Origin of the sequence: Amycolatopsis pigmentata (assembly GCF_042684065.1) — a bacterium.
GTDB classification, from domain to species: domain Bacteria; phylum Actinomycetota; class Actinomycetes; order Mycobacteriales; family Pseudonocardiaceae; genus Amycolatopsis_E; species Amycolatopsis_E pigmentata.
In genome coordinates, this window is record NZ_JBHUKR010000002.1 from 33441 (window position 1) to 51150 (window position 17710).

Consider the following 17710-nt stretch of genomic DNA (forward strand, 5'->3'; position numbering starts at 1 on the left):
AACGGGCTACCCGAATGTCGTTTCGATTCGATCGGCAAGATCAGCGCGTGCCCCGACTGGCCGCGTCCGCCTGCGCTGGGCCGCGATACGAGCAAGAATCATGGTGGCGATCATCTCAGCTTCGTGCTCTTCAGTCGCGCCATGCACCCGATCGAGTAGGTGCGCAAACGCGGCCGGAGCCAGGTCGGGGGCTAATCGTTGCGCGTCTTCCACCGAAAGTACGCACTGTCCTTGGTGATCGAGCACCAAATGACCGACCTCGTGCAGAATGATCAGGTCCTGATGGATCGAGCTGGTATTGGCCGCGTAAGCGATGACGTCGTGGTCGGCGTAGCGCCTCCAGGCCCCGGTGCTCTCGCCGGACACCCACGAGACCGCGCACAGATCGATCTCGCGACCACGCAACCGCTCCAACCGGTCGATGAACTCGTCGGCCGACCATGGATCGGGAATGCCTACACCATGCTCTATCTCACTGACACGCCGTGCACACCGCTCCCGCAGCGTTTTCCAACTCCCCGCCCTCATGCCCCTCCCCTGGCAATCAGGATGATCGGATACGCGAGCCGTAAACAGCGTGATGTCGCAGCTACGGGCCCGGCGCCTCCGGCCATGCTCTCATGTGTCGTCGCTGGCCGTCGCTTTGCGCCGACGACGACTATCGCGAGGCTGACTCTCGTAGGCCCGCAGACTGTCGATCAGATCGGATACTGTGCGGCGAGCGGGAGGACTAAGCTCCATTACCCGCTCAGCGATCTTGGCCGCCTCTTCGTCGCGCCATGTCGTGAGTTCGGCTATCTGCGCGTCAACGCGCTCGGCCACCTCGCCATCGTGAAAGTACGCGTCGGGTACACCGAAGAATTGTGCTAAAGCATGCACGTACTGGCTCTTCACGCCACCGCGACCACGGGTCCCCTTGGCGAGTTGCTGGATGTACTGCTTAGACATGGGCGGACCGCCCTGGGCCGCAATCCCGGCCGCGATCTCGCCGTAGCTATACGGTCCACGATCTGCTGGATGCACCGTAGAGATCAGGTGCGCAAGCCGCTCTCCGAAGGGCCCCCGATCGTCCTCACCACTCACACGCACACCTCCACCCTTCTTCGCCGCGTCAACATTATGCCAACCACTCGCACCAACTGCAAACATCTGTTGACGACTGCCTAGCCCAGTGTTTACAGTGATCGCGTAGGTCGTCAACAGATGCATACGCCTGTCGGCGGAGGTCACACTGTCGTGTCGAGCGTCAGGTCCGGGGCTGGTAGGCGAGACCGGAGGTCAAGGAGTGACCCATGCCTCAGCCATCGTGGCGCGACGCCACCGGACGAGAATCAACATGCAACATCACGGTGATCCGACCCGAAAACTATCTCGAAAGACTGTGGGACCTGCGTCATCTCCTGAACGGTGAGTGGATCCCCGACGTCCTTGTAGCCCTGTCCTCAGGGCCTCTGCGCCGCGGCGAGTTGTTGGAGAAAATTCGGTCCACAAAGGTGCGCAACGGCTGGTCGGCCAGGGGTCGACGGAACATCGCTGACAGTGTCTTGAATCGAACGCTTACCAGGCTCGAGGCCGCGGAGATAGTCCTGCACAGCCGCGATGACAACGTGTTCCCACCTGTGTCCTTGTATCAACTCAGCCCAGCCGCACGGGAACTGTTCGAGGCGTTGATCGCGCCAGCACAGTGGGCGGAGAAACACGACGATTTGATCAAACGTGTGCAGCAACGACGTCGCTGCAGCGAAAACTGGACATAAGTCGTTTGGCCCGGCCGGTTTCGCCTGATCATCTGCGGGTCAGCCGGCATTTCGGTCGTGCACGCTTCTGGTGCGCGGCCTGCCGAGGAAGTCAGCAAGCGCGAATGTGTCTCGGGTGGGCCGTTCATCCAGTTGGGCGAGCGTTCGTGTGAGCAGCGTCAAAGTGCGAGGGACGCTATCGGTCCGGCCGAGGCGGGCCTGGGTGCGCATGAGGTCGCGGTAGATGGCCTCGTTGTAGGGGTCGAGTGTCCGGGCTTGTTCGAGCAACGCAAGGGTTTGTTCGGGGTCGTTTTCACCGACCACGCGGACCAGGTCGCTGAGCCCCTCGAGAACATCCCGTCGAAGCGCTTCGCGGGGCGCGTCGATCCACTCAGCGGCGATCTCCTCGGCAAGGCCTCCGCTGTAGAGCTCGACTACTCGTCGCATAGCAGCGACTCGGGCGTCTGCCGTTGACGCCCGACGGCGCTCGGTTAGTGCGTCTTGCAGGTGCCACAGGTCGACGGCGACCACGTGCTTGTCCAGACTGTAGTGCCCGTCGTCGTTGATCGTGATGTTGGCGATCGTATCCGTGGTGGCCCTGCGGAGCGCGCGACGGAGTTGCGAGAGCGTCGCGTGGAAACTGTTGTAGGGACGGTCTCCGGGTGCGCCAGGCCAGAGGGCTGCGGTGAGAGCTTCCCGGCGGCTGCCTCCACGGTGAAGAGCGAGATATACCAGGATTTCACGCTGTCGTGGCGCCAGAGCGTCGATCACGTCGGTGGGCTCCTGTGCAGCGTAGATCAGGCGGAGCCGGCCCAGCACCTGCAGGCGGAGCGCTGGCGTCTCCTGCCGGTTGTCCGGCGATTTCGGGGCGCCAGTACGTTCGGTCTCTTCAGCGGCCGAGGTCGGTGGTATGACCTTCGCTGTCGTTGGTATCGCCTGCCGAGGTGTTCGGGTCTCGAACGGCACGGATCGCGCGCTGAGGGAAATGTCCACTGCACTCGGCTCGCTCGCACCGTCCTGCGGCGCAGTGCCTGACACCGTAGCCTCGACCGAGCCCCCGAAGTCGAGCACGACACCGACCGGTGGGGCCTCCGGGGCACGAGGTGTAGCAGGTCCCGGCGTGTTGGCATCCGCGACCACAAACTCATAGCCGATCTGGACCGTCGCGGTCTCTTCGTCTGGCTTTCCATCTGGCGGCGTCGCGAAGTCGACCTCTGCGGTCTGCGCCCTTTCGCGTTCACCGTTACGGCCTTCCGCGGGGTTCTCCGGGGCAGGGTCGGCCGCGCGGAGGAGGTCCAGCAGGGCCGCGGTGTCGGCGTCCGGAAGAGTGAACAGTCGGGCTCCCGCGAGGTCCTCAGTGAGGGTCGGGCTCGTCGCGCCAACGGTGCCGTCATCGCGGACCCGGACCGTGCCGCCGGCACGCCATTGGCCAAGCAGGAGGCCGGCCAAGTTGAGGCCGGAGCCGTTGTCGAGGATCGCTTGTAGGCGGCGTTCGGCATCGGCAGTCGGCGTCGCGACTAGCGCCAGAGGGCTATGGACGGAGCCCTGCTCGCGGTCAAGATCGGTCTCGTCAGTGGTCTCGCATGCGCGTGCAAGGAGTTCAGCTTCGACGGTGTCCAGAGCGACACCCAGGTCGTCGACGATGCGCAGCCGCTCCGGTGGCCGGTGTGGGAGGTCGACGCCGAACAGGGCATGAGCGTCCGATGCGGGTATGACGAGCAGGGAGCCCTGACTTTCAGCGGCCAGCAGAGCGATCACGAGGGCGCGGACAGCGGCGTGAGCGCCAGTACCGATAAACCCCAGTCCCCGGCTACGCGCCAGATCAAGCGCGACCGCCTGCCCGTCGCGGGTCCCGAGGACGGTGTCGCCAGTGTTCGGCAGGACGGCGAAGGCGGTGCGCCGCGCACGGTCGCGCGTTTCGACTTCGGACAGCGTGCCCGGTGACAGGCGGATCGGCGCGCCGTCCTCCTCTTCGGGAAGCGAGGCGGCGTCGTGCGCAATCCGTAGCGCGCGCACCATCGGCGCCATGCTGGGATCGTCGGGCTCGGGTCGATTTGGCCGGTATCGGCGTCGCCGACGAAGGCGAACAGTGACGACGGCGAGGGTGACCAGCGCGGCGAAGCCGATGCCGACGAACGCGCCGGTCGATAGTGAGATCCCGGTTCCTGGATGCGTCGTCGACGGGGGCTGTGGGACGTCGGACGCGATCGGCGGGCTGGTCGGCGCAGGTCGGTCGCGGTCGGGAGTCGATGTCGTGGGGGCGCTCTGCTGACGGGGGCCTGTGTCGGCTTGGCCTTGCTCGGACGGTGCCGCTTGGTTTTGGACCGGTGGCGCGGGAAGCCTGACCGACTGTGTGGGGAGCCGGAGCGTCCAGCCGGGCCGGATCAGGCTCGGGTTTGTGAACACGCGACCGTCGACTTGGGTGACACCTTTGTTGAGGTTCCAGATTTCGGGCCAACGGTTGCCGTCGCCAAGGCAACGTTGCGCGATGCGCCAGAGGCTGTCATAGACACCACCTGCGGGTGGGCGCACGGTTTCGGTGTTCGACGTGCCTGTCTGCGCGTCCGGGTACATGTGTTGTTCTGCCGTGGCCGTCCTCGTGCGTTCGGTCGTTTCAACCACAGCCGGGTGATAGAGCGTCGAGGCGACGGGGGTGTGTCGGCCCGTGGCGAGTCCAACGGCGCCTACGTTCGTCTGGTGGGAGGCGGTGCGACTGCTGAGGATCGAGAAGACGATGGCGCCAACCAGGGCAGCCGCGACAGCGCGCAAAGGACCGCTACGCAGGCCCCGCGTCGGGCGCGGCAGAGACCTCGACCGAGCAGCATCGAGAATGGCGTCGAGAATGTCGAGCATGAACCGGGCCCACGTCGGCCACAGCACGCACGCGAAGACGTCGAGCAAGAATTGTGGCGTCATCGGCGCCAGCAGAGCCGTCTGAATAGCGTCCCACGTCGGCACGTGGTCCGGGAGCGGCCAGCCGATGTAACGAACGAGTCCGTACGGGACGCCCACAACCAGGGCGAGCAAGATGGCCAGCGCCACTGCTGCCCGCAGCACCTCTCCCACCGTGCGGATCGTGGTTAGTGCCGCTCGTCCGAAATGGACGATAGAACCGGTCATGGCATACCTCATGGTTCCGGCGTGGTGACACCGTGCTCGGGTTGCGCACTTGCCGAGACGATGGTGGTCAGCGACTTGACCCCGACCGCACCGAGCAGCAACGAATGGTGCGTGTCGGTAACCTTGACCGAGACTATATTGCGCGTAACGGTCACCTCGCCGCTGCGGCCTGCCGCGGCGAGGTACTGACTCGCGAGAGTTACCGCCTCGCCAGCGATTAGCCGCAGCTCGCCGGTAGAGCGATAAGCCGACAGATCGATGGCTTGGGCCCCAGCACGTGCGGCTTCTTGGGCCTCACCCATGGCACGGACCTTGCCGGCCAACGCAAGGCCGCCGTCGAGGACAAGGCCGCTGAACGCGATGACTGCGGCGACGAATACCACGACGAACGCGGTGACTCCGCCGCTTTCGTCCTTGTGCAACTGGCGGACCATTCCAGCAAATCCGGCGTGGTCCATCACGCACCCCTTCCGTTTCCTGCAGCCGAGCGGAAAGTGTCGACTGGTGAGGAGAACGACGCTCTGAGCGTCTTACTTCCTGGCACGCCGAGCAAAGCGAGATCCGACAGTCCCACGGTGCACGCCACGTCCACGCTGACGGGGGAACCGGGCTGCAATCCGGCGGCGGTGACGGCGACGGCAAGGGTCTGACAGATGATCCCGGCCTGAGCGAGCGCTTCCTGGGCGGTCGCGCTCGCGTCATCGCGTGCGCTGGTGACGGTGCGCGCGAGTGAGGCCGCCCGGGCGGCTTGGTGGGCGACATCGTTGAGCCGCGATGTGCAGTCTGCCAGTCGACCACAAAAGACGATAAACACGAGCATGACGACCAGCAGTGGTGTCAGCAACACCATTTCCACGGTGGCAGAACCGCGATCATCAGTGCGGAAGCTGCGCCAGAGTTCCTGGCTCGGTAGCCCAGCATAGAAATTCATGGCCGCGCTCCGCTCGTGAAGCGCTCGACCGGACCTACAGCGTCGCCAGTGGCCCTCAGGGTAAGGAACGGAAGGACGGCCGTGACGTTGCCCTCCACATGCACGGACGCCTGCGTGAGATCACGACTTACCTCCGTATGTGGGTTCCGCAGTGGCCCGCCGCCAAGTTGCTGAAGAACTTGGTCTGCTTGGATTTTCCCGTTGGTGACTGAACCACCTTGAACGCGAGTCACGGACAGCGCTTGCGCAGCGGCCGCTTGCGCAATATGAGTGGCGTGCAACCAGAGAGCGAACTGGGCGATCAGCAATATCAGAAGCAACAGAAACGGACTAATCAAAACCAGCTCAGCAGTGGCCGCACCGCACTCGTCAGCCCTCAGGGTGCGCAAGGCCGCCTGCGGGAACGAGCGCGACCTTAAGCGCACCCTGGGGTGGCTACGAGACCTGTTGGTTTTCGACATAGCTCTTCTCCCAAGGGAATGGACCGGCGCCAGTGATGTCGCGTGCCGCGGTGACGTAGGCGAACACATCCTGCGGCAACGTTTCTGCCTCAGCTGCAATCCGCGCAGCCCAGCCTTCGGGCAATGTGTCGAGCGCAGCTTGGGCACGAGCTTGGATGCCCGCGTGGCGGAGTTTTACCGTCCACGCTTGAGTGAGGGCGATACAAGCATGCAGGTGGGCCGCCACTTCGGCCACGGCTCGGTCGATCCCCGTAATGGCACCGTTCGCTGCCGCAGTCAACTGGCCCAATTTGTCCCCTGTACCTGGCTCGTGAACAAGAGCACGGGCGGCACGGGTGTGGTCGAGGCAACGTAACGCGTCCCAAGCCACTACGTGCGCGTGGCGTGGCAGCGCAGGGTCGAGCCACACGCGGGCTGGAGTGACGTGTAATTGATGAAGGGCTTCGACTACCTCGGAGACCGTGTCGCTTGTCGTAGTGCCAAGATCGGTAAAATCGCGTGTCCTATAGAAAAATTCGCCAGGTTGCCGTTCGAGACGACACCGTTGACCGCGCTTGTGTACGTGGTCGATCTCAAACCACGCGAGACTCACAACAGCGGCCAATGTGGCGCCGGCGAGGGCCAGGGCGCCGAGGACAATTGTCAGCACCGCGTCGAACCCGACTTCGCGGAGGGCGCCAACGACAACGAAAGCAATACCTGACAGTCCACAGAGGACGACTCGAGCTGACAGCATCGCGCGTAGCGCCTCGCGTCGCCGACTAGCACGAAAGAGATGCGGGTTCCAAAGCATGAGGTCTGGACCGTCATCGAACTCCCCGACGCTGACCGGCACGCCGTGACCTGGCCCCGGTGCGGCACGGTCAGGATGGAACGTGCTGAGCAACATCGCCTCACCTCCCCTGCGCCCGCGTCGGCGCACTCACAGTGCTATCGCGCAACGAGGGAGGCTCATGCAGCGAGGACGCCGGGGTGACCGTCTGATGCGCCACCGTGGACGGACCCTGGCTCGTGACACTTTTCGAGCCACCTGAAGGCTTCTTTCGCTTCGTGCGAGCCGTCTTCCGGTCGTTGAGCCATCGACTGAGGTCAGCGGCCGATACGTCGGTGAATCGCGCGAGCTCGTTGATCTCAATGACGTCGCTGGACTCCGCGAGCACATCGCTGAGTTCTCGCTCGATGTCCGTCAACTGCTCCGCGATCGCGGCCCGGCGTTTCGCGAGTTCGCCAACCCGCTTTGCCGCCGCGGATCGCCTCTCGCTACGCGCGGTGTCGGTCTCCTCGACACGGCGCTCGATCTCCTCAGCTGTTGCCATCCTGGCCTCCCTTCCGTTGACGTGCCACACCCCTCGTGAAGAGACACGGCATGGCCATCGGATTACTGCATCGGTTGACTCAAAATTACGGCAAATTGACCCTCTTCCCGAGGCATATGTCAATTCACATCTGGATACTATTCGCCTTGTCCGTGACGACCTTGATCAAGATCGCAAGCACCAAGAGAGCGAGGGTGACGAGCGCGGCCGTGACGAGTACGGTTTCGGTCGTGTAACCGCATTCGTCCTCGCGTAGTCGACGTACGTGTGCCTTGACACAAGCCCACAACAATGTAATTTGCACTAGCATGATCTACTCCATGAAATGTCCATCGTGGATAGATTGTCTAAATTCCTCCTAACACTTGCGCGATAGCCGGATATCCGATGAAAAGAAGGAAACCAAGAAACAAGGTGATCACCGGCACGCTCATGCGCTCGGTGGCTGCTTGCGCGTCCCCTTCAGCGTCCGCCAGTTCACGGGTACGCAGCGCAGCGGCCTTCGCTTGGAGGGACGCCCGGACTTTGGCGCCTTCGGTTCCTGCGAGGCTGACTGAGGCGGACAGTTCGACAAGTTCGCGCACGTCGAGCTCTTCCCCGAGGGCGCGGAGGGCAGACCAGGGCGTAACGCGGGTGATCTTGGCGACGGTCAGTGCCCGCCGTATTTGGGTGAAAGACCAGCCGCGCCCGACGGTCGCTGCGTCGTTGAGTGCGCCTTCCACCCCGGCGCCGCCGGCGAGGGTGACCCGGACCAAGTTCAGATACCCACTCAGCGCAAGCCGGAAATCACCGCGCCGACGAGCGGCGTCGCGGCGGACGGCGAAGTCCGGAAGGAAAAATCCGACTACGCCCCCGACCAGGCTGATTGCCAATGAAACTTCCCAGGGCAACTGCATTGTCAATCCGTAGAGAGCGAGTGACACCAGGATCGGCAGCAGCAGTCCGACGATGCCGAGCGATGACTTTCCCGCGAGGTGAGTCTGGATTGAGCGACCCGTGATAGCCAGGTCTCTGCGTAGGCTCGGACTCGGTAGGCCGAGCGTCGCGAGTGGTGCGACGAACGGTTTGCCCAGAGTGGCGGCCCATCCGGTGCGTTCCTGGGTGGCGATCGCGGGCGCCTCGGCTGCGGCATCGGGGCGATGTAGCAGGGCGCCGAGGCCAGGGCGCGGCGGGATCGCCCACACGGCCAGTGCCCAGAGCCCGAGACCGAATCCGGCTCCAATGATGAGTGGCGTAATCACGTCCCGGCTCCCATCGACTGTTGGGCGTCGTCGGTCAGCGTGATCGCCGGACGCAGCGCTGCGAGATCTACGAGGAATCGATCCGGCGTCCGATGGCGGGCCATTCTTCCGAGCCACCAAAACGACAGGGTGAACAGGCCGCCAACTCCGGCAAGGATGAGCTGCCCAAAGGCGCCGTCGAACGGGGCGAGGTAGCCGCGGTTGAGGATCACCAGACCGGCCGCGAAGGCGAGGGTCACGCCGACGATCAGTCGCACGCTCGTGCGTGTGCGAGCTCGGCCAGCTTCGACGCGGAGGCGCATGGATACCTGCTCACGAGTTTCGGCAGCGAGTTCGCCAAGGAGATCGGCAAGTTGTCGAGCCTGCTTCTCTGAGGCGAGCACCAAGGCGCTAACAATGAGGTCAGCGGTCGGGTCGGCGAGTTGATCGGCCAGGTGCCGCAGGCTCGGCGCGAGCCGGTCGCCCCTTACGAGCCGGAACGCCAACTCGTTGATCTCGGAGCGTATCGCCTCTGGCACAGTCGAGGCCGTAGCGATGATCGCCTGCTCCAACCCTGCGGCAGCGGCCAAGGTATCGCGAAGCATTTCGCTCCACGACGCCATCGCCTCAATCCGGGCCACAGCGCGGGCATGGCCGCTGTTCGAGCCGAGCACTCGCGGCAGCCCCCAAGCCGCTATCCCGGCAAGAACTCCGCCTACAGGCCACCCGGTGGTAAGGGTGACGCCGAAGGTCAGAATCCCGGCGGCGAGGAACCAGCGTGCCCGATTGGGGTCATGCTCTGCGCTGCTGGCGGCCCTCCGTGCCCACGCCGGTATCCGCACCTGCGCGCCGCGCCAGCCGGCGACGATGAGCAGGAGTCCCAGCCCTGCGCCAGCGCCAAGTAATCCCATGACTGCGGTCGTGGTGGTCACGGGGCCCACCACCCCTCGATCCGTTCCCGGAGATCAGGATCGAACCCTGCGTCGATGAGGTCGTCCATCGTGTCGGTTCGCAGTGGGACGCCGGGAACCGCTCGAAGATCGGGACCAGGGCGCCACACCTCGTTACTGATCACCTGCGGCCCATCGGCACCCACGACCTCCCGAACCGAGGACACGACACGCTTGCCGTCCTCACCTCGCGGTTTACTCAGGTGTACGACGAAGTGCAGGGCGGACGCCACCAACAGGTTCGTCGCTTCCAGCGACAACCGCTCCGGTCCCTGCACGGCATACGCGGCCAACTTGGTGAACGCCCCACCGCTGGTGGAAGCGTGCAAGGTACCCATCGACCCGTCGTTGCCCATGCTCATCGCGTTGGTCAGCGGGATGACCTCGGGGCCACGAACCTCGCCGACGATGACGCGGTCGGGACTCATCCGCAAGGACTGCCACACCAAATCCGACTGAGTGACCGCTCCCCTGCCCTCCACGTTGGGTTCACGGGCCTGCATCGCCACCACGTCCGGGTGGCCGTCAGGGTCCTGGCCGAGACCGAGTTCGAATACGTCCTCGATGGTGATCAGCCGTTCCCACGGCGGGATCGCCGAGGCCAAGCCCAGCAGCAACGTGGTCTTCCCGATGGCGGTACCTCCGGTGACCAGCACGTTCCTGCGGGCGCGCACGATCGCCGCAAGGAACGACTCGAGCGCGTGATCGAGGGTGCCTTTCTCCCGAAGGTCGCGCAACGTGATGCGTTGAAAGCGGTGGCGGCGAATGGACACCGAAGGCCGCGCGGTGACGGCCATGACCGCGGACGCGCGTTGGCCACCAGGCAGGGAGAAATTCACGATCGGCGAGCCCCGGTCGAACCGACGTTCCTCGACGCCACTGCGGGCAGCAAGTTCGCGGATCAGCTCGACAAGCTCGGTGTCCGAACCAACGATCGGCGGGAGGCGGTCTCGCCGGCCAGAGGCGTAACGGACGAAGACCCGGTCACCGTTGACGTTGATGTTCTCGATTTCCGGGTTGGCCAGCAGCGGTTCCAGGCCCGCCATGCCGAAAATCTCGTCCAGCACCGCGGCGATGATCCGCTGCTCAACGTCCTCCCCCACGACAGCACCGCCGGTGTCGAGCTCGTGCTGAGCCTGTTTCTCGGCGGTATCAGCAAGAATGGCCTGCGCCATCCAGCGCCGCGCTCCTGGCTCCATCGCCGGACGCCCAGCTTCCTCGTCCGCACGAATACGGTCAGACAGCTGGTTCGACAGCGCGTCCCGCAATCGGTTGCGCAGGCGCTCGACGGCCGCCGTCTCGTTGGGATCGCGGCCGGGCACCTGCGATGGTCCCGGCAAGGCCGCCATCTCCGGCAGCTGGCTCTCCTGCTCGGGTTTGTCGGAGAGGCCCGGATCGAGGTGCCGTTCCGTGTGCGACGATGTCACGGCTGCCTCCCGTTCGTCTGCATTGGTGAGACACCGCCTGTCACGACGCGCAAGGGGCTCGCCGCAGGTACGGTCACCGCTCCTTGCGGCGCGCGGTTGCATGTCGGAACATCGGTAGCCCGCTGAATTGCAGCCCCGCGGCCGACGGCGTTGATGACGCCGTGCGCCAGCCGCAGGGCTGCCCTGCCGAGAGCAGAACGATCAGGCCCCGTCCCCTTTCGCGATCCACAAAGGACGGCCGCACCTTTGGGATCGTGTGGAAGGCGGCCAAGCACGCCGATGTGCAGTTCCCGCTCCACCTCGGTCGTGGCGTAACCCTGACCAACCAGTACGAATCCGGGAAGCCGGTTCCAGGTCGCCGCGGTCCGGACTTTCCCTGCTACATGAGACAACTCATCGTCGCGGGGGTGTGCGAGCAACAGCATCGCATCCGCGGCACGGATGATCGGCAAAGCGAGAGAATCGGGGTCCACCCGACCACAATCGGCTAGCACCACCACACCCGGCTGATCACCTGCAAGCCGTAAAACCGGCGCACGATGCGACGCCATAAGGCCAAGCGCAGCGCGCGCTTGCTCACTACCGACCGGCCCTGGGATCACTGCGAGCCCAGCCGGGAGGCGTTGCACGTGCTGCCACAGCACGCTGCCGTCATTATTGCGGCGGGCCGCCGCAGCCAGACTGACCGCACTGGGGTTCGCGGGTAGGCGAAAACGCGCGGCGACATCTCCGCCAGCCGGGTCGCACTCCACGACCACCGGGGTCTGTACGCCTGGCCACCGTGCGGCCAGCGCCAACGCGGTCGTCGTCGCGCCCGGCGACCCTTTCAGAGAACACAACGCCACCAGCATCAGCTGCCACCCCCGCTCAACGCGACGAGACTGATCTGGCCCACGGGCGCGACGGCGAGTTGGCGTGCATCGACCTCCGGCAGTTGCAGTGACACGACGGTTGTCTGCTGATCCTGCGCAGAACCGTTGACGTCGGCGACGTTCGCGGTCCACGCCGCGATCGGCGCGGCAACAGTCGTCCCGCTGGTGCTGGGGGTGCCCACAGTTGAGGACGCCGCGGAGATGAGGACGGCGACCCGAGCACCCCGCGCCAACGCGGGCGGAAATTGACCCGCCTTCAGCCCCACCGCTGCAACCGCCTGCCCCTGTGTCGGGACCGCCGGGGCTCCCACCGAGCCGTGGGTCACCAACGCGCCCCCGGGCAAACTGTAAGCTACTGGACGACCGACCACAGTGGATGATTCGGCCGACGGGATCGCGTCCAAGCCCACATCGACGGCGATCGCGACTTGCCGCAAATCCTGTGTAGACAAGACATGCCCTACGTTGACCGGTCGTGCGAGCACCAACACCGACTGCCGATGGTCGATTTGCATCGACACGATCACCGCGGCGGCAGCACACCCGACCACGAGGACGACGCCCAGCAAGAGATACGGGATACGCCTTGATAGGCGGGCAGATTTCCATCGCGACGGCGCTTGCTGTTTGCCGTCGCGCTGCGTCCAGACGTCCGGTGGTGCGGTCGCATCCTGGGACGCTCCCGGTCGCGTCGAGATGGGTGTTCTCATTCTTCCTCTTTTCGGCATGGGGCCACCGCGCCGCGATGCCATCGGGTAACGCGGTAGCCAACTGGACAGGATCTGCGGTTATCCGGGTGGGGACGCGGAGCGCGTGGGGGCAGGCTCAGCCTCCGCCGATGTTCAAGGCTTGGCTTTCGGCGACGCGGAACGCAGCCGTGGCGGAGGTGGTCATATCGGGAAACACGCCGGCCTGCCCTGCACCCGACCATGTGATCGACCAGTGCACCGTAGCCGAAACCGGATACGCGTTGTTCGGTTGACCAGCCGACGACACCCGGTAGATATACCCGCAATCCGGGGATGACGCTTTCGGATCGATACTCGCCGGAAACGGCGTACCTCCCGTGGAGCAGGTCACGGTCGATCCATCACCCATGGACCACACCAGCGATGTCGGCCGCGCGACCGCCGTCACCTCAACCCCCGGCACTGAAGCTGTCGCCGACTGCTGCGCCCACCCACTCGACAGCCAGAGCCAAGTCGGCAGGGTCACAAGTTGTTCGCCGGCCGGATTCGCCGCGATCCTCGGACCCGGAAGCCGCAACTGGCTACGAGCGGTCTGCGCCAACTGAGCCGGAGACGGCACACCAGCCTCCTGGCCATCCGGAATCCAAATCGGCGTCCGATAAAGCCCGTCAGTGAACCCAGGGCCGGAGCACTGGTACAAGTACCACGCACCAGGTCCCTGACCAGGCTGCGCCTGCACAGGGCGCAATCCACCAGCGACGGTCGCCATCACGCGAGCGCGCGACGGACGGTAATTCACAGGCAGTACCGTTGTCCCCCGCCCCCGTTTCGACGAAACGTAAGCAGCTGTAACCGTTCCGCCCTCAGGCGGCCGATAGTCCGACCGTTGGTACGAACAGTTCGCGGTCTTGTCGCTGGACCCGACGATGCTGTCGCCAAGATTACCGTTCTGTTGCCCGGGATCCTGACCTTCGCCTTTCTGTCCTGGCTCTGGAGCAGGCTGTCTGCCATCCGTAGCGCCTCGCCCAGCACCAAGGTCGCATGCCGGCGATGGAGTTTGCGTACAATCTGCCGATCCCCACGGACCGGAGGCCAGCGCTGGCAATTCTTCGGCGAGCAGGAGGGACCCAACCAGCCCGCCGATGAGTACGACTCGTCTCAGCATGACCCAACTCCATGAACGCCGAAATCGGTGACTCGCCAAACCCCGTCCTGCTGTTTCTCCACCACAGCATTGATCTGGCGACGACCGCTGGGTCCATCGTTCGCTGACTGCCCATTATCGAGCCGATAATGCTGCCACTGGCTATCGTCGCCACAGTCGGTGACGATAGCTTTGGCCGGCGCCGACAGCGGCTCGACGGAGGAAACCTGGGGAACATTCTTCGGCCGCCCCTTGGTAATCAGGCCGTTCGCTTTGTCTGCGTAGAGCCCGCGGGTGATGTTGGTCAGTGCCACGCCGGTGGCGTGCTGACCCAAGCGCGGGTCCTGCCAGTTGGAAGTCTCCGCCGCAACTGCCATGTCGTCCCACATCCCAAGGTACGCTGCAACTGCCTGTCGACCTGCAGCATCAGCGGGTGCCATAGTTGACGATGGCGGCATCGCTGCCGGGCTGGTCTCAGTACCGGGCGTCGCGGCGGAACCGGACGACGAGCTTGAAGTACAAGCTGCTACCAGTTCTGCGGCGAGGACAATGCCCGATCCAGCCACCGCAAATCGAAATGAACCTTTGGAGACCACAGACCTCACCCCTGTTCCTCTTGCTCGATGGCGGCTACTGCCGCGTGCTCTAGACCACGTCTACTCTGCACCCCCATACCGACTGCAAGGTGCCAAAGCACCGACCAAAAAGTCGGGATGGACATCTGACCCAGTTTTCACCCAAACGGTTTAACCAGAAGGCGATATTCAACCTTCCCCAGTCGGGTCTGGTAGTCCTGAGGGCAGGCCAACAGGGCTTTGAAGGCGAGTCGCGAGCATGGATAGTCGTATATGAAAGTCGTTCACAAATGGTAGTCGAATGCCAGTCATCCTCGTTGCAGGCTGGGCACTACTGGGCGCGACGCTCGCGCTCACATTGCGCCCGGCCGTAGTGCACTACGCAACTCAAACAGAACCGAGCGCAGAAGCACCCCCGCGGTGGCTCCTCGAAGTAATCACGGCCGGCTTATTCGCCGTTCTCGCATGTCGCTACGGAGTACACCCTGAGCTGATCGCATTTAGCGCTCTGGCCACAATAGGCGTGCCGCTCGCGGCCCTTGACATCTTCACGCAACGCCTCCCGAACGTCCTCGTCGGCGCGACCTACCTCGCCTTACTCTCGTCATTCGGGCTGACCGCCGCCCTCACCGACAACGGGCCTGCGCTACTGCGGTCGGTACTCTGCATAGTTGCGAGCTTCGCAATTCACCTCGCCGCCTATGTTCTTCGTTCACTCGGCGGCGGAGACGTCAAGCTCGCCGGCGCGCTCGGCGCGGCACTCGGGTGGATCAGCTGGCAAGCCTTCGTGGCCGGACTGGCCCTCGGCTGGATGCTTGGCGCACTCGCGGTAGTAGGGCTTCGGCAGGTTCGTCGCGACAATCTCGCGAACACGTTCGTTCCGCTTGGTCCGTTTCTGCTCGCTGGAACGTTCACAGTCGTGCTCCTTACCGGTGCCCGCCCAGAACCGTAGCTGGTTTCCCGCAGAAACTGCGAGGACAAACACGCCGTTGCGAGCCCACATACGGATCGGCCAGCAGCGAGTCCCGAGGTGGCTCGCTCGATCGGGATGCTCCATCAGAGTGGTAATCGCGCGCCTGGCTGGAGGCCGAGTCGGTTGCCGACAGACTGAGAAGCGTGATCGATCGGGAGAGCGTGGGGAACACGATCAGCGGCAGTGTGACCGGTGCGGTGGTGCAAGCAGGCACCATCCAACAGGTAGTTCTGTCCCCGCACGCGCAGCGGGACCCGATGCCGGTACCGCGACAGTTGCCCCCAGCGGTCGCCCATTTCACCAATCGGGCGGACGAAATGGCGGTTTTGGATCAGACCGCGGTCGGCCCCGAGGTCGGCGAGGGTCTGCCCGGGCTCGTGTTGTTGACCGGTCCAGGGGGCGTGGGCAAGACCGCTTTGGCGGTGGCCTGGGCGGTCAAGAACCGGGACCGGTATCCCGACGGCCAACTCTATGCCGACCTACGGGGGTTCTCCGTTGACGGCGCTGTTCGTCCGCACGAGGTGTTGGGGCCCTTTCTACGGGCGTTGGGGACGCCCCCGGATCGGGTTCCGGTTGAACTCGCCGAGCAGGTGACGTTGTTCCGGTCGATGACTGTTGGCAAGCGGCTGGCCGTGGTCCTGGACAACGCGCTGTCGGCGGCTCAGGTGCGGGTACTGCTGCCGACATCTCCGGACTGCCTCGTGCTCGTCACCAGCAGGATGCGACTGCACGGGCTGCATGCCGAGGGCGCGCGGTTCGTGGACGTGGCGCCGCTGCCCCCGGCACACGCGGAGGAGTTCCTGGCCCGGTCGGTCGGCTCTGAGCGCGCGACCGGCGAACTGCCTCAGTTACGGGAGTTGGCCTCGCTGTGCGGCCGGTTGCCGATCGCGTTGTCGGTGGCAGGGGCACGGTTGGCCTCTCGCCCACGGTGGACGGTGGCGCGCGTGGTCGCCGAATTGTCCAATGAAGGCCAGCGGTTGGGTCGGCTGTCGGTTGGGGGAGATGCGTCCGTGAGTGCTGCCTTTGATCTGTCGTATCAGGCGCTGCCGGACGAACTGGCGCAGCTGTACCGGCTCGCGAGCGAGCACCCGGGGCCTGAGTTCGGCGCAGGCGTTGCCGCTGCGGCGGCACAAATCAGTGAAGACAACGCCGAGGACGGGCTCCAGGCGTTGGTGGATGTCAACCTGTTGGAGGAGGTCGGCCCGGACCGATACCGCTTCCACGATCTCGTCCGACTGCATGCCCGCACCCAGACCGACGCGGATCGCGATCACGCTCGGCGGCGGATCGGCGAGTGGTTCCTGCACACCATGACCAGGGCGAACATGATGGTCATCCCGATCCGCTGGCGGGTGGCGACCGTATGCGAGCTTTACCAGGACGCGCCCGCCCGGTTCGCGAGCAGGCAGGAGGCGGTGGAGTGGCTGGACTCCCAGTTGCCCAACCTTCTGGCGGTGATCGAGGACGCGGTGGCGCGCGGATGGGACGAGTTGGCCTGGCAGGTCTGCGAAGCGCTGTGGGAGTTGTTCGTATTCCGCAAGCACTACCCGGAATGGATCGCGTCCCACGGCCTCGGCATCGAGGCGGCCGCACGGTGCGGAAACGAAGTGGCCGAATCCCGGCTGCGGTGCCAGTTGGGGCGCGCCTACTTGGACCTCAAGCGTTTCGACGACGCCAGGGAGGAGTCAGAGAAGGCCGGGCTGCTGGCCGTTCAGGTAGGCGACCAGCGTAACGAGTCGGTCGCTTTGCAGCAGCTGGGACTGGCGGCCGAGGGCCTCGGCGACATCGACGCTGCTCTCGACTACCTCGGGCGAAGTCTTCGAGCCGAACAGGAGTTGGGTATCGAACGTGGTGTCGCCTTGCGGCACCAGCGCATCGGTGAAGTGCTGTTCGGCGTCGGGCGTGACGCCGAGGCAGCCACGCATCTGGAACAGGCTCGTAGCGTGTTCGCCAACCTGTCTGATTCCCGAGACGAAGCGCAGGTGCTGATCAGCCTCGCTCGTCTCGATTCCCGCGCTGGCCAGGTCGAACAAGCGATGCGACGGCTGGACCAGGCGCTGGAGGTGCTGTCCGGGCTAGGCTCGGCGGTATTCCATGCGGACGTGCTGATCGCCTACGGAGAGATCAGCCACGATCACGGCGACCTTGCCGCAGCCCGCCGCTACTTCTCCGAGGCATTGGCGTTGTGCCAGGACGTCGACGGCCCGCTGCAGGAACGCATCCGCGCACAACTCGCCGCGCTCGACGAGGCCCCGTCCGATTGACCGACCGCCGATAAGCCTGCCGCAGGCCACGA

Annotated in this window: 18 protein-coding genes; 3 read left to right on the forward strand and 15 right to left on the reverse strand. The window is 64.8% G+C overall.

Annotated features, from left to right (window positions below):
* Window positions 1–6 precede the first annotated feature (6 nt).
* A complete protein-coding gene (locus ACFSXZ_RS00560; protein WP_378260051.1) occupies window positions 7–528 on the reverse strand; it encodes a hypothetical protein in 522 nt (173 codons plus the stop codon).
* A gap of 90 nt (window positions 529–618) precedes the next feature.
* Entirely contained in the window at window positions 619–1083 is a 465-nt protein-coding gene (locus tag ACFSXZ_RS00565; RefSeq protein WP_378260053.1) for an XRE family transcriptional regulator, read from the reverse strand.
* A gap of 209 nt (window positions 1084–1292) precedes the next feature.
* Between ACFSXZ_RS00565 and ACFSXZ_RS00570 the strand changes: the two genes are divergently transcribed.
* Window positions 1293–1757 (forward strand): winged helix-turn-helix transcriptional regulator, encoded by a 465-nt coding sequence (locus ACFSXZ_RS00570; RefSeq protein ID WP_378260055.1) that lies wholly within the window; start codon window positions 1293–1295, stop codon window positions 1755–1757.
* Window positions 1758–1796: 39 nt separating this feature from the next.
* On the opposite strand, the gene ACFSXZ_RS00575 is transcribed toward ACFSXZ_RS00570, so the two are convergent.
* The 13 genes from ACFSXZ_RS00575 to ACFSXZ_RS00635 all read right to left on the reverse strand — a co-directional run bounded on the left by ACFSXZ_RS00575 (window position 1797) and on the right by ACFSXZ_RS00635 (window position 14255).
* Window positions 1797–4856 carry a BTAD domain-containing putative transcriptional regulator gene (locus ACFSXZ_RS00575; RefSeq protein WP_378260057.1) on the reverse strand — a complete coding sequence of 1020 codons (3060 nt, stop codon included), beginning with the start codon at window positions 4854–4856 and terminating at the stop codon, window positions 1797–1799.
* 8 nt (window positions 4857–4864) lie between these two features.
* Window positions 4865–5314 (reverse strand): hypothetical protein, encoded by a 450-nt coding sequence (locus ACFSXZ_RS00580; RefSeq protein ID WP_378260058.1) that lies wholly within the window; start codon window positions 5312–5314, stop codon window positions 4865–4867.
* On the reverse strand, window positions 5314–5787 hold the full coding sequence (locus tag ACFSXZ_RS00585) for a TadE/TadG family type IV pilus assembly protein (protein ID WP_378260060.1): 474 nt from the start codon (window positions 5785–5787) through the stop codon (window positions 5314–5316). Before ACFSXZ_RS00585 ends, ACFSXZ_RS00580 begins: the two co-directional genes overlap by 1 nt.
* Window positions 5784–6317: a TadE/TadG family type IV pilus assembly protein gene (locus ACFSXZ_RS00590; RefSeq protein ID WP_378260345.1), complete on the reverse strand. Its 534-nt coding sequence runs from the start codon at window positions 6315–6317 to the stop codon at window positions 5784–5786. The genes ACFSXZ_RS00585 and ACFSXZ_RS00590 overlap by 4 nt, the downstream gene beginning before the upstream one ends.
* Window positions 6223–7137 carry a hypothetical protein gene (locus ACFSXZ_RS00595; protein WP_378260373.1) on the reverse strand — a complete coding sequence of 305 codons (915 nt, stop codon included), beginning with the start codon at window positions 7135–7137 and terminating at the stop codon, window positions 6223–6225. Before ACFSXZ_RS00595 ends, ACFSXZ_RS00590 begins: the two co-directional genes overlap by 95 nt.
* 4 nt (window positions 7138–7141) lie before the next feature.
* Window positions 7142–7564: a hypothetical protein gene (locus ACFSXZ_RS00600; protein ID WP_378260062.1), complete on the reverse strand. Its 423-nt coding sequence runs from the start codon at window positions 7562–7564 to the stop codon at window positions 7142–7144.
* A gap of 124 nt (window positions 7565–7688) precedes the next feature.
* A complete protein-coding gene (locus tag ACFSXZ_RS00605; RefSeq protein WP_378260064.1) occupies window positions 7689–7874 on the reverse strand; it encodes a hypothetical protein in 186 nt (61 codons plus the stop codon).
* Between the two features lie 37 nt (window positions 7875–7911).
* Window positions 7912–8805 carry a secretion system protein gene (locus ACFSXZ_RS00610; protein WP_378260066.1) on the reverse strand — a complete coding sequence of 298 codons (894 nt, stop codon included), beginning with the start codon at window positions 8803–8805 and terminating at the stop codon, window positions 7912–7914.
* Complete coding sequence (locus tag ACFSXZ_RS00615) at window positions 8802–9716, reverse strand: type II secretion system F family protein (protein WP_378260068.1); 915 nt, start codon at window positions 9714–9716, stop codon at window positions 8802–8804. Before ACFSXZ_RS00615 ends, ACFSXZ_RS00610 begins: the two co-directional genes overlap by 4 nt.
* Window positions 9713–11083, reverse strand: a complete 1371-nt coding sequence (locus tag ACFSXZ_RS00620; RefSeq protein ID WP_449224264.1) for a CpaF family protein — start codon at window positions 11081–11083, stop codon at window positions 9713–9715. Before ACFSXZ_RS00620 ends, ACFSXZ_RS00615 begins: the two co-directional genes overlap by 4 nt.
* A 928-nt stretch (window positions 11084–12011) precedes the next feature.
* Window positions 12012–12602, reverse strand: a complete 591-nt coding sequence (locus ACFSXZ_RS00625; RefSeq protein ID WP_378260072.1) for a hypothetical protein — start codon at window positions 12600–12602, stop codon at window positions 12012–12014.
* 256 nt (window positions 12603–12858) lie between these two features.
* The gene (locus ACFSXZ_RS00630; RefSeq protein ID WP_378260074.1) at window positions 12859–13170 is read right to left on the reverse strand and encodes a hypothetical protein; all 312 of its coding nucleotides are present in this window, start codon (window positions 13168–13170) and stop codon (window positions 12859–12861) included.
* Between the two features lie 710 nt (window positions 13171–13880).
* Window positions 13881–14255, reverse strand: coding sequence for a hypothetical protein (locus tag ACFSXZ_RS00635; RefSeq protein WP_378260076.1), 375 nt, complete (start codon window positions 14253–14255; stop codon window positions 13881–13883).
* 709 nt (window positions 14256–14964) lie between these two features.
* Between ACFSXZ_RS00635 and ACFSXZ_RS00640 the strand changes: the two genes are divergently transcribed.
* A complete protein-coding gene (locus ACFSXZ_RS00640) occupies window positions 14965–15393 on the forward strand; it encodes a prepilin peptidase (RefSeq protein WP_378260077.1) in 429 nt (142 codons plus the stop codon).
* A 164-nt stretch (window positions 15394–15557) separates the two neighbouring features.
* The gene (locus ACFSXZ_RS00645) at window positions 15558–17678 is read left to right on the forward strand and encodes an ATP-binding protein (RefSeq protein ID WP_378260079.1); all 2121 of its coding nucleotides are present in this window, start codon (window positions 15558–15560) and stop codon (window positions 17676–17678) included.
* Window positions 17679–17710 lie beyond the last annotated feature (32 nt).

Excerpts from the sequence above, each read along its gene's own strand:
- ACFSXZ_RS00560 (WP_378260051.1), bottom strand. The coding sequence starts at position 528 with ATGAGGGCGGGGAGTTGGAAAACGCTGCGGGAGCGGTGTGCACGGCGT.
- ACFSXZ_RS00570 (WP_378260055.1), top strand. The coding sequence starts at position 1,293 with ATGCCTCAGCCATCGTGGCGCGACGCCACCGGACGAGAATCAACATGC.
- ACFSXZ_RS00575 (WP_378260057.1), bottom strand. The coding sequence starts at position 4,856 with ATGACCGGTTCTATCGTCCATTTCGGACGAGCGGCACTAACCACGATC.
- ACFSXZ_RS00580 (WP_378260058.1), bottom strand. The coding sequence starts at position 5,314 with ATGGACCACGCCGGATTTGCTGGAATGGTCCGCCAGTTGCACAAGGAC.
- ACFSXZ_RS00585 (WP_378260060.1), bottom strand. The coding sequence starts at position 5,787 with ATGAATTTCTATGCTGGGCTACCGAGCCAGGAACTCTGGCGCAGCTTC.
- ACFSXZ_RS00590 (WP_378260345.1), bottom strand. The coding sequence starts at position 6,317 with ATGTGTTCGCCTACGTCACCGCGGCACGCGACATCACTGGCGCCGGTC.
- ACFSXZ_RS00595 (WP_378260373.1), bottom strand. The coding sequence starts at position 7,137 with ATGTTGCTCAGCACGTTCCATCCTGACCGTGCCGCACCGGGGCCAGGT.
- ACFSXZ_RS00600 (WP_378260062.1), bottom strand. The coding sequence starts at position 7,564 with ATGGCAACAGCTGAGGAGATCGAGCGCCGTGTCGAGGAGACCGACACC.
- ACFSXZ_RS00605 (WP_378260064.1), bottom strand. The coding sequence starts at position 7,874 with ATGCTAGTGCAAATTACATTGTTGTGGGCTTGTGTCAAGGCACACGTA.
- ACFSXZ_RS00620 (WP_449224264.1), bottom strand. The coding sequence starts at position 11,083 with ATGGCGGCCTTGCCGGGACCATCGCAGGTGCCCGGCCGCGATCCCAAC.
- ACFSXZ_RS00635 (WP_378260076.1), bottom strand. The coding sequence starts at position 14,255 with ATGTGGGACGACATGGCAGTTGCGGCGGAGACTTCCAACTGGCAGGAC.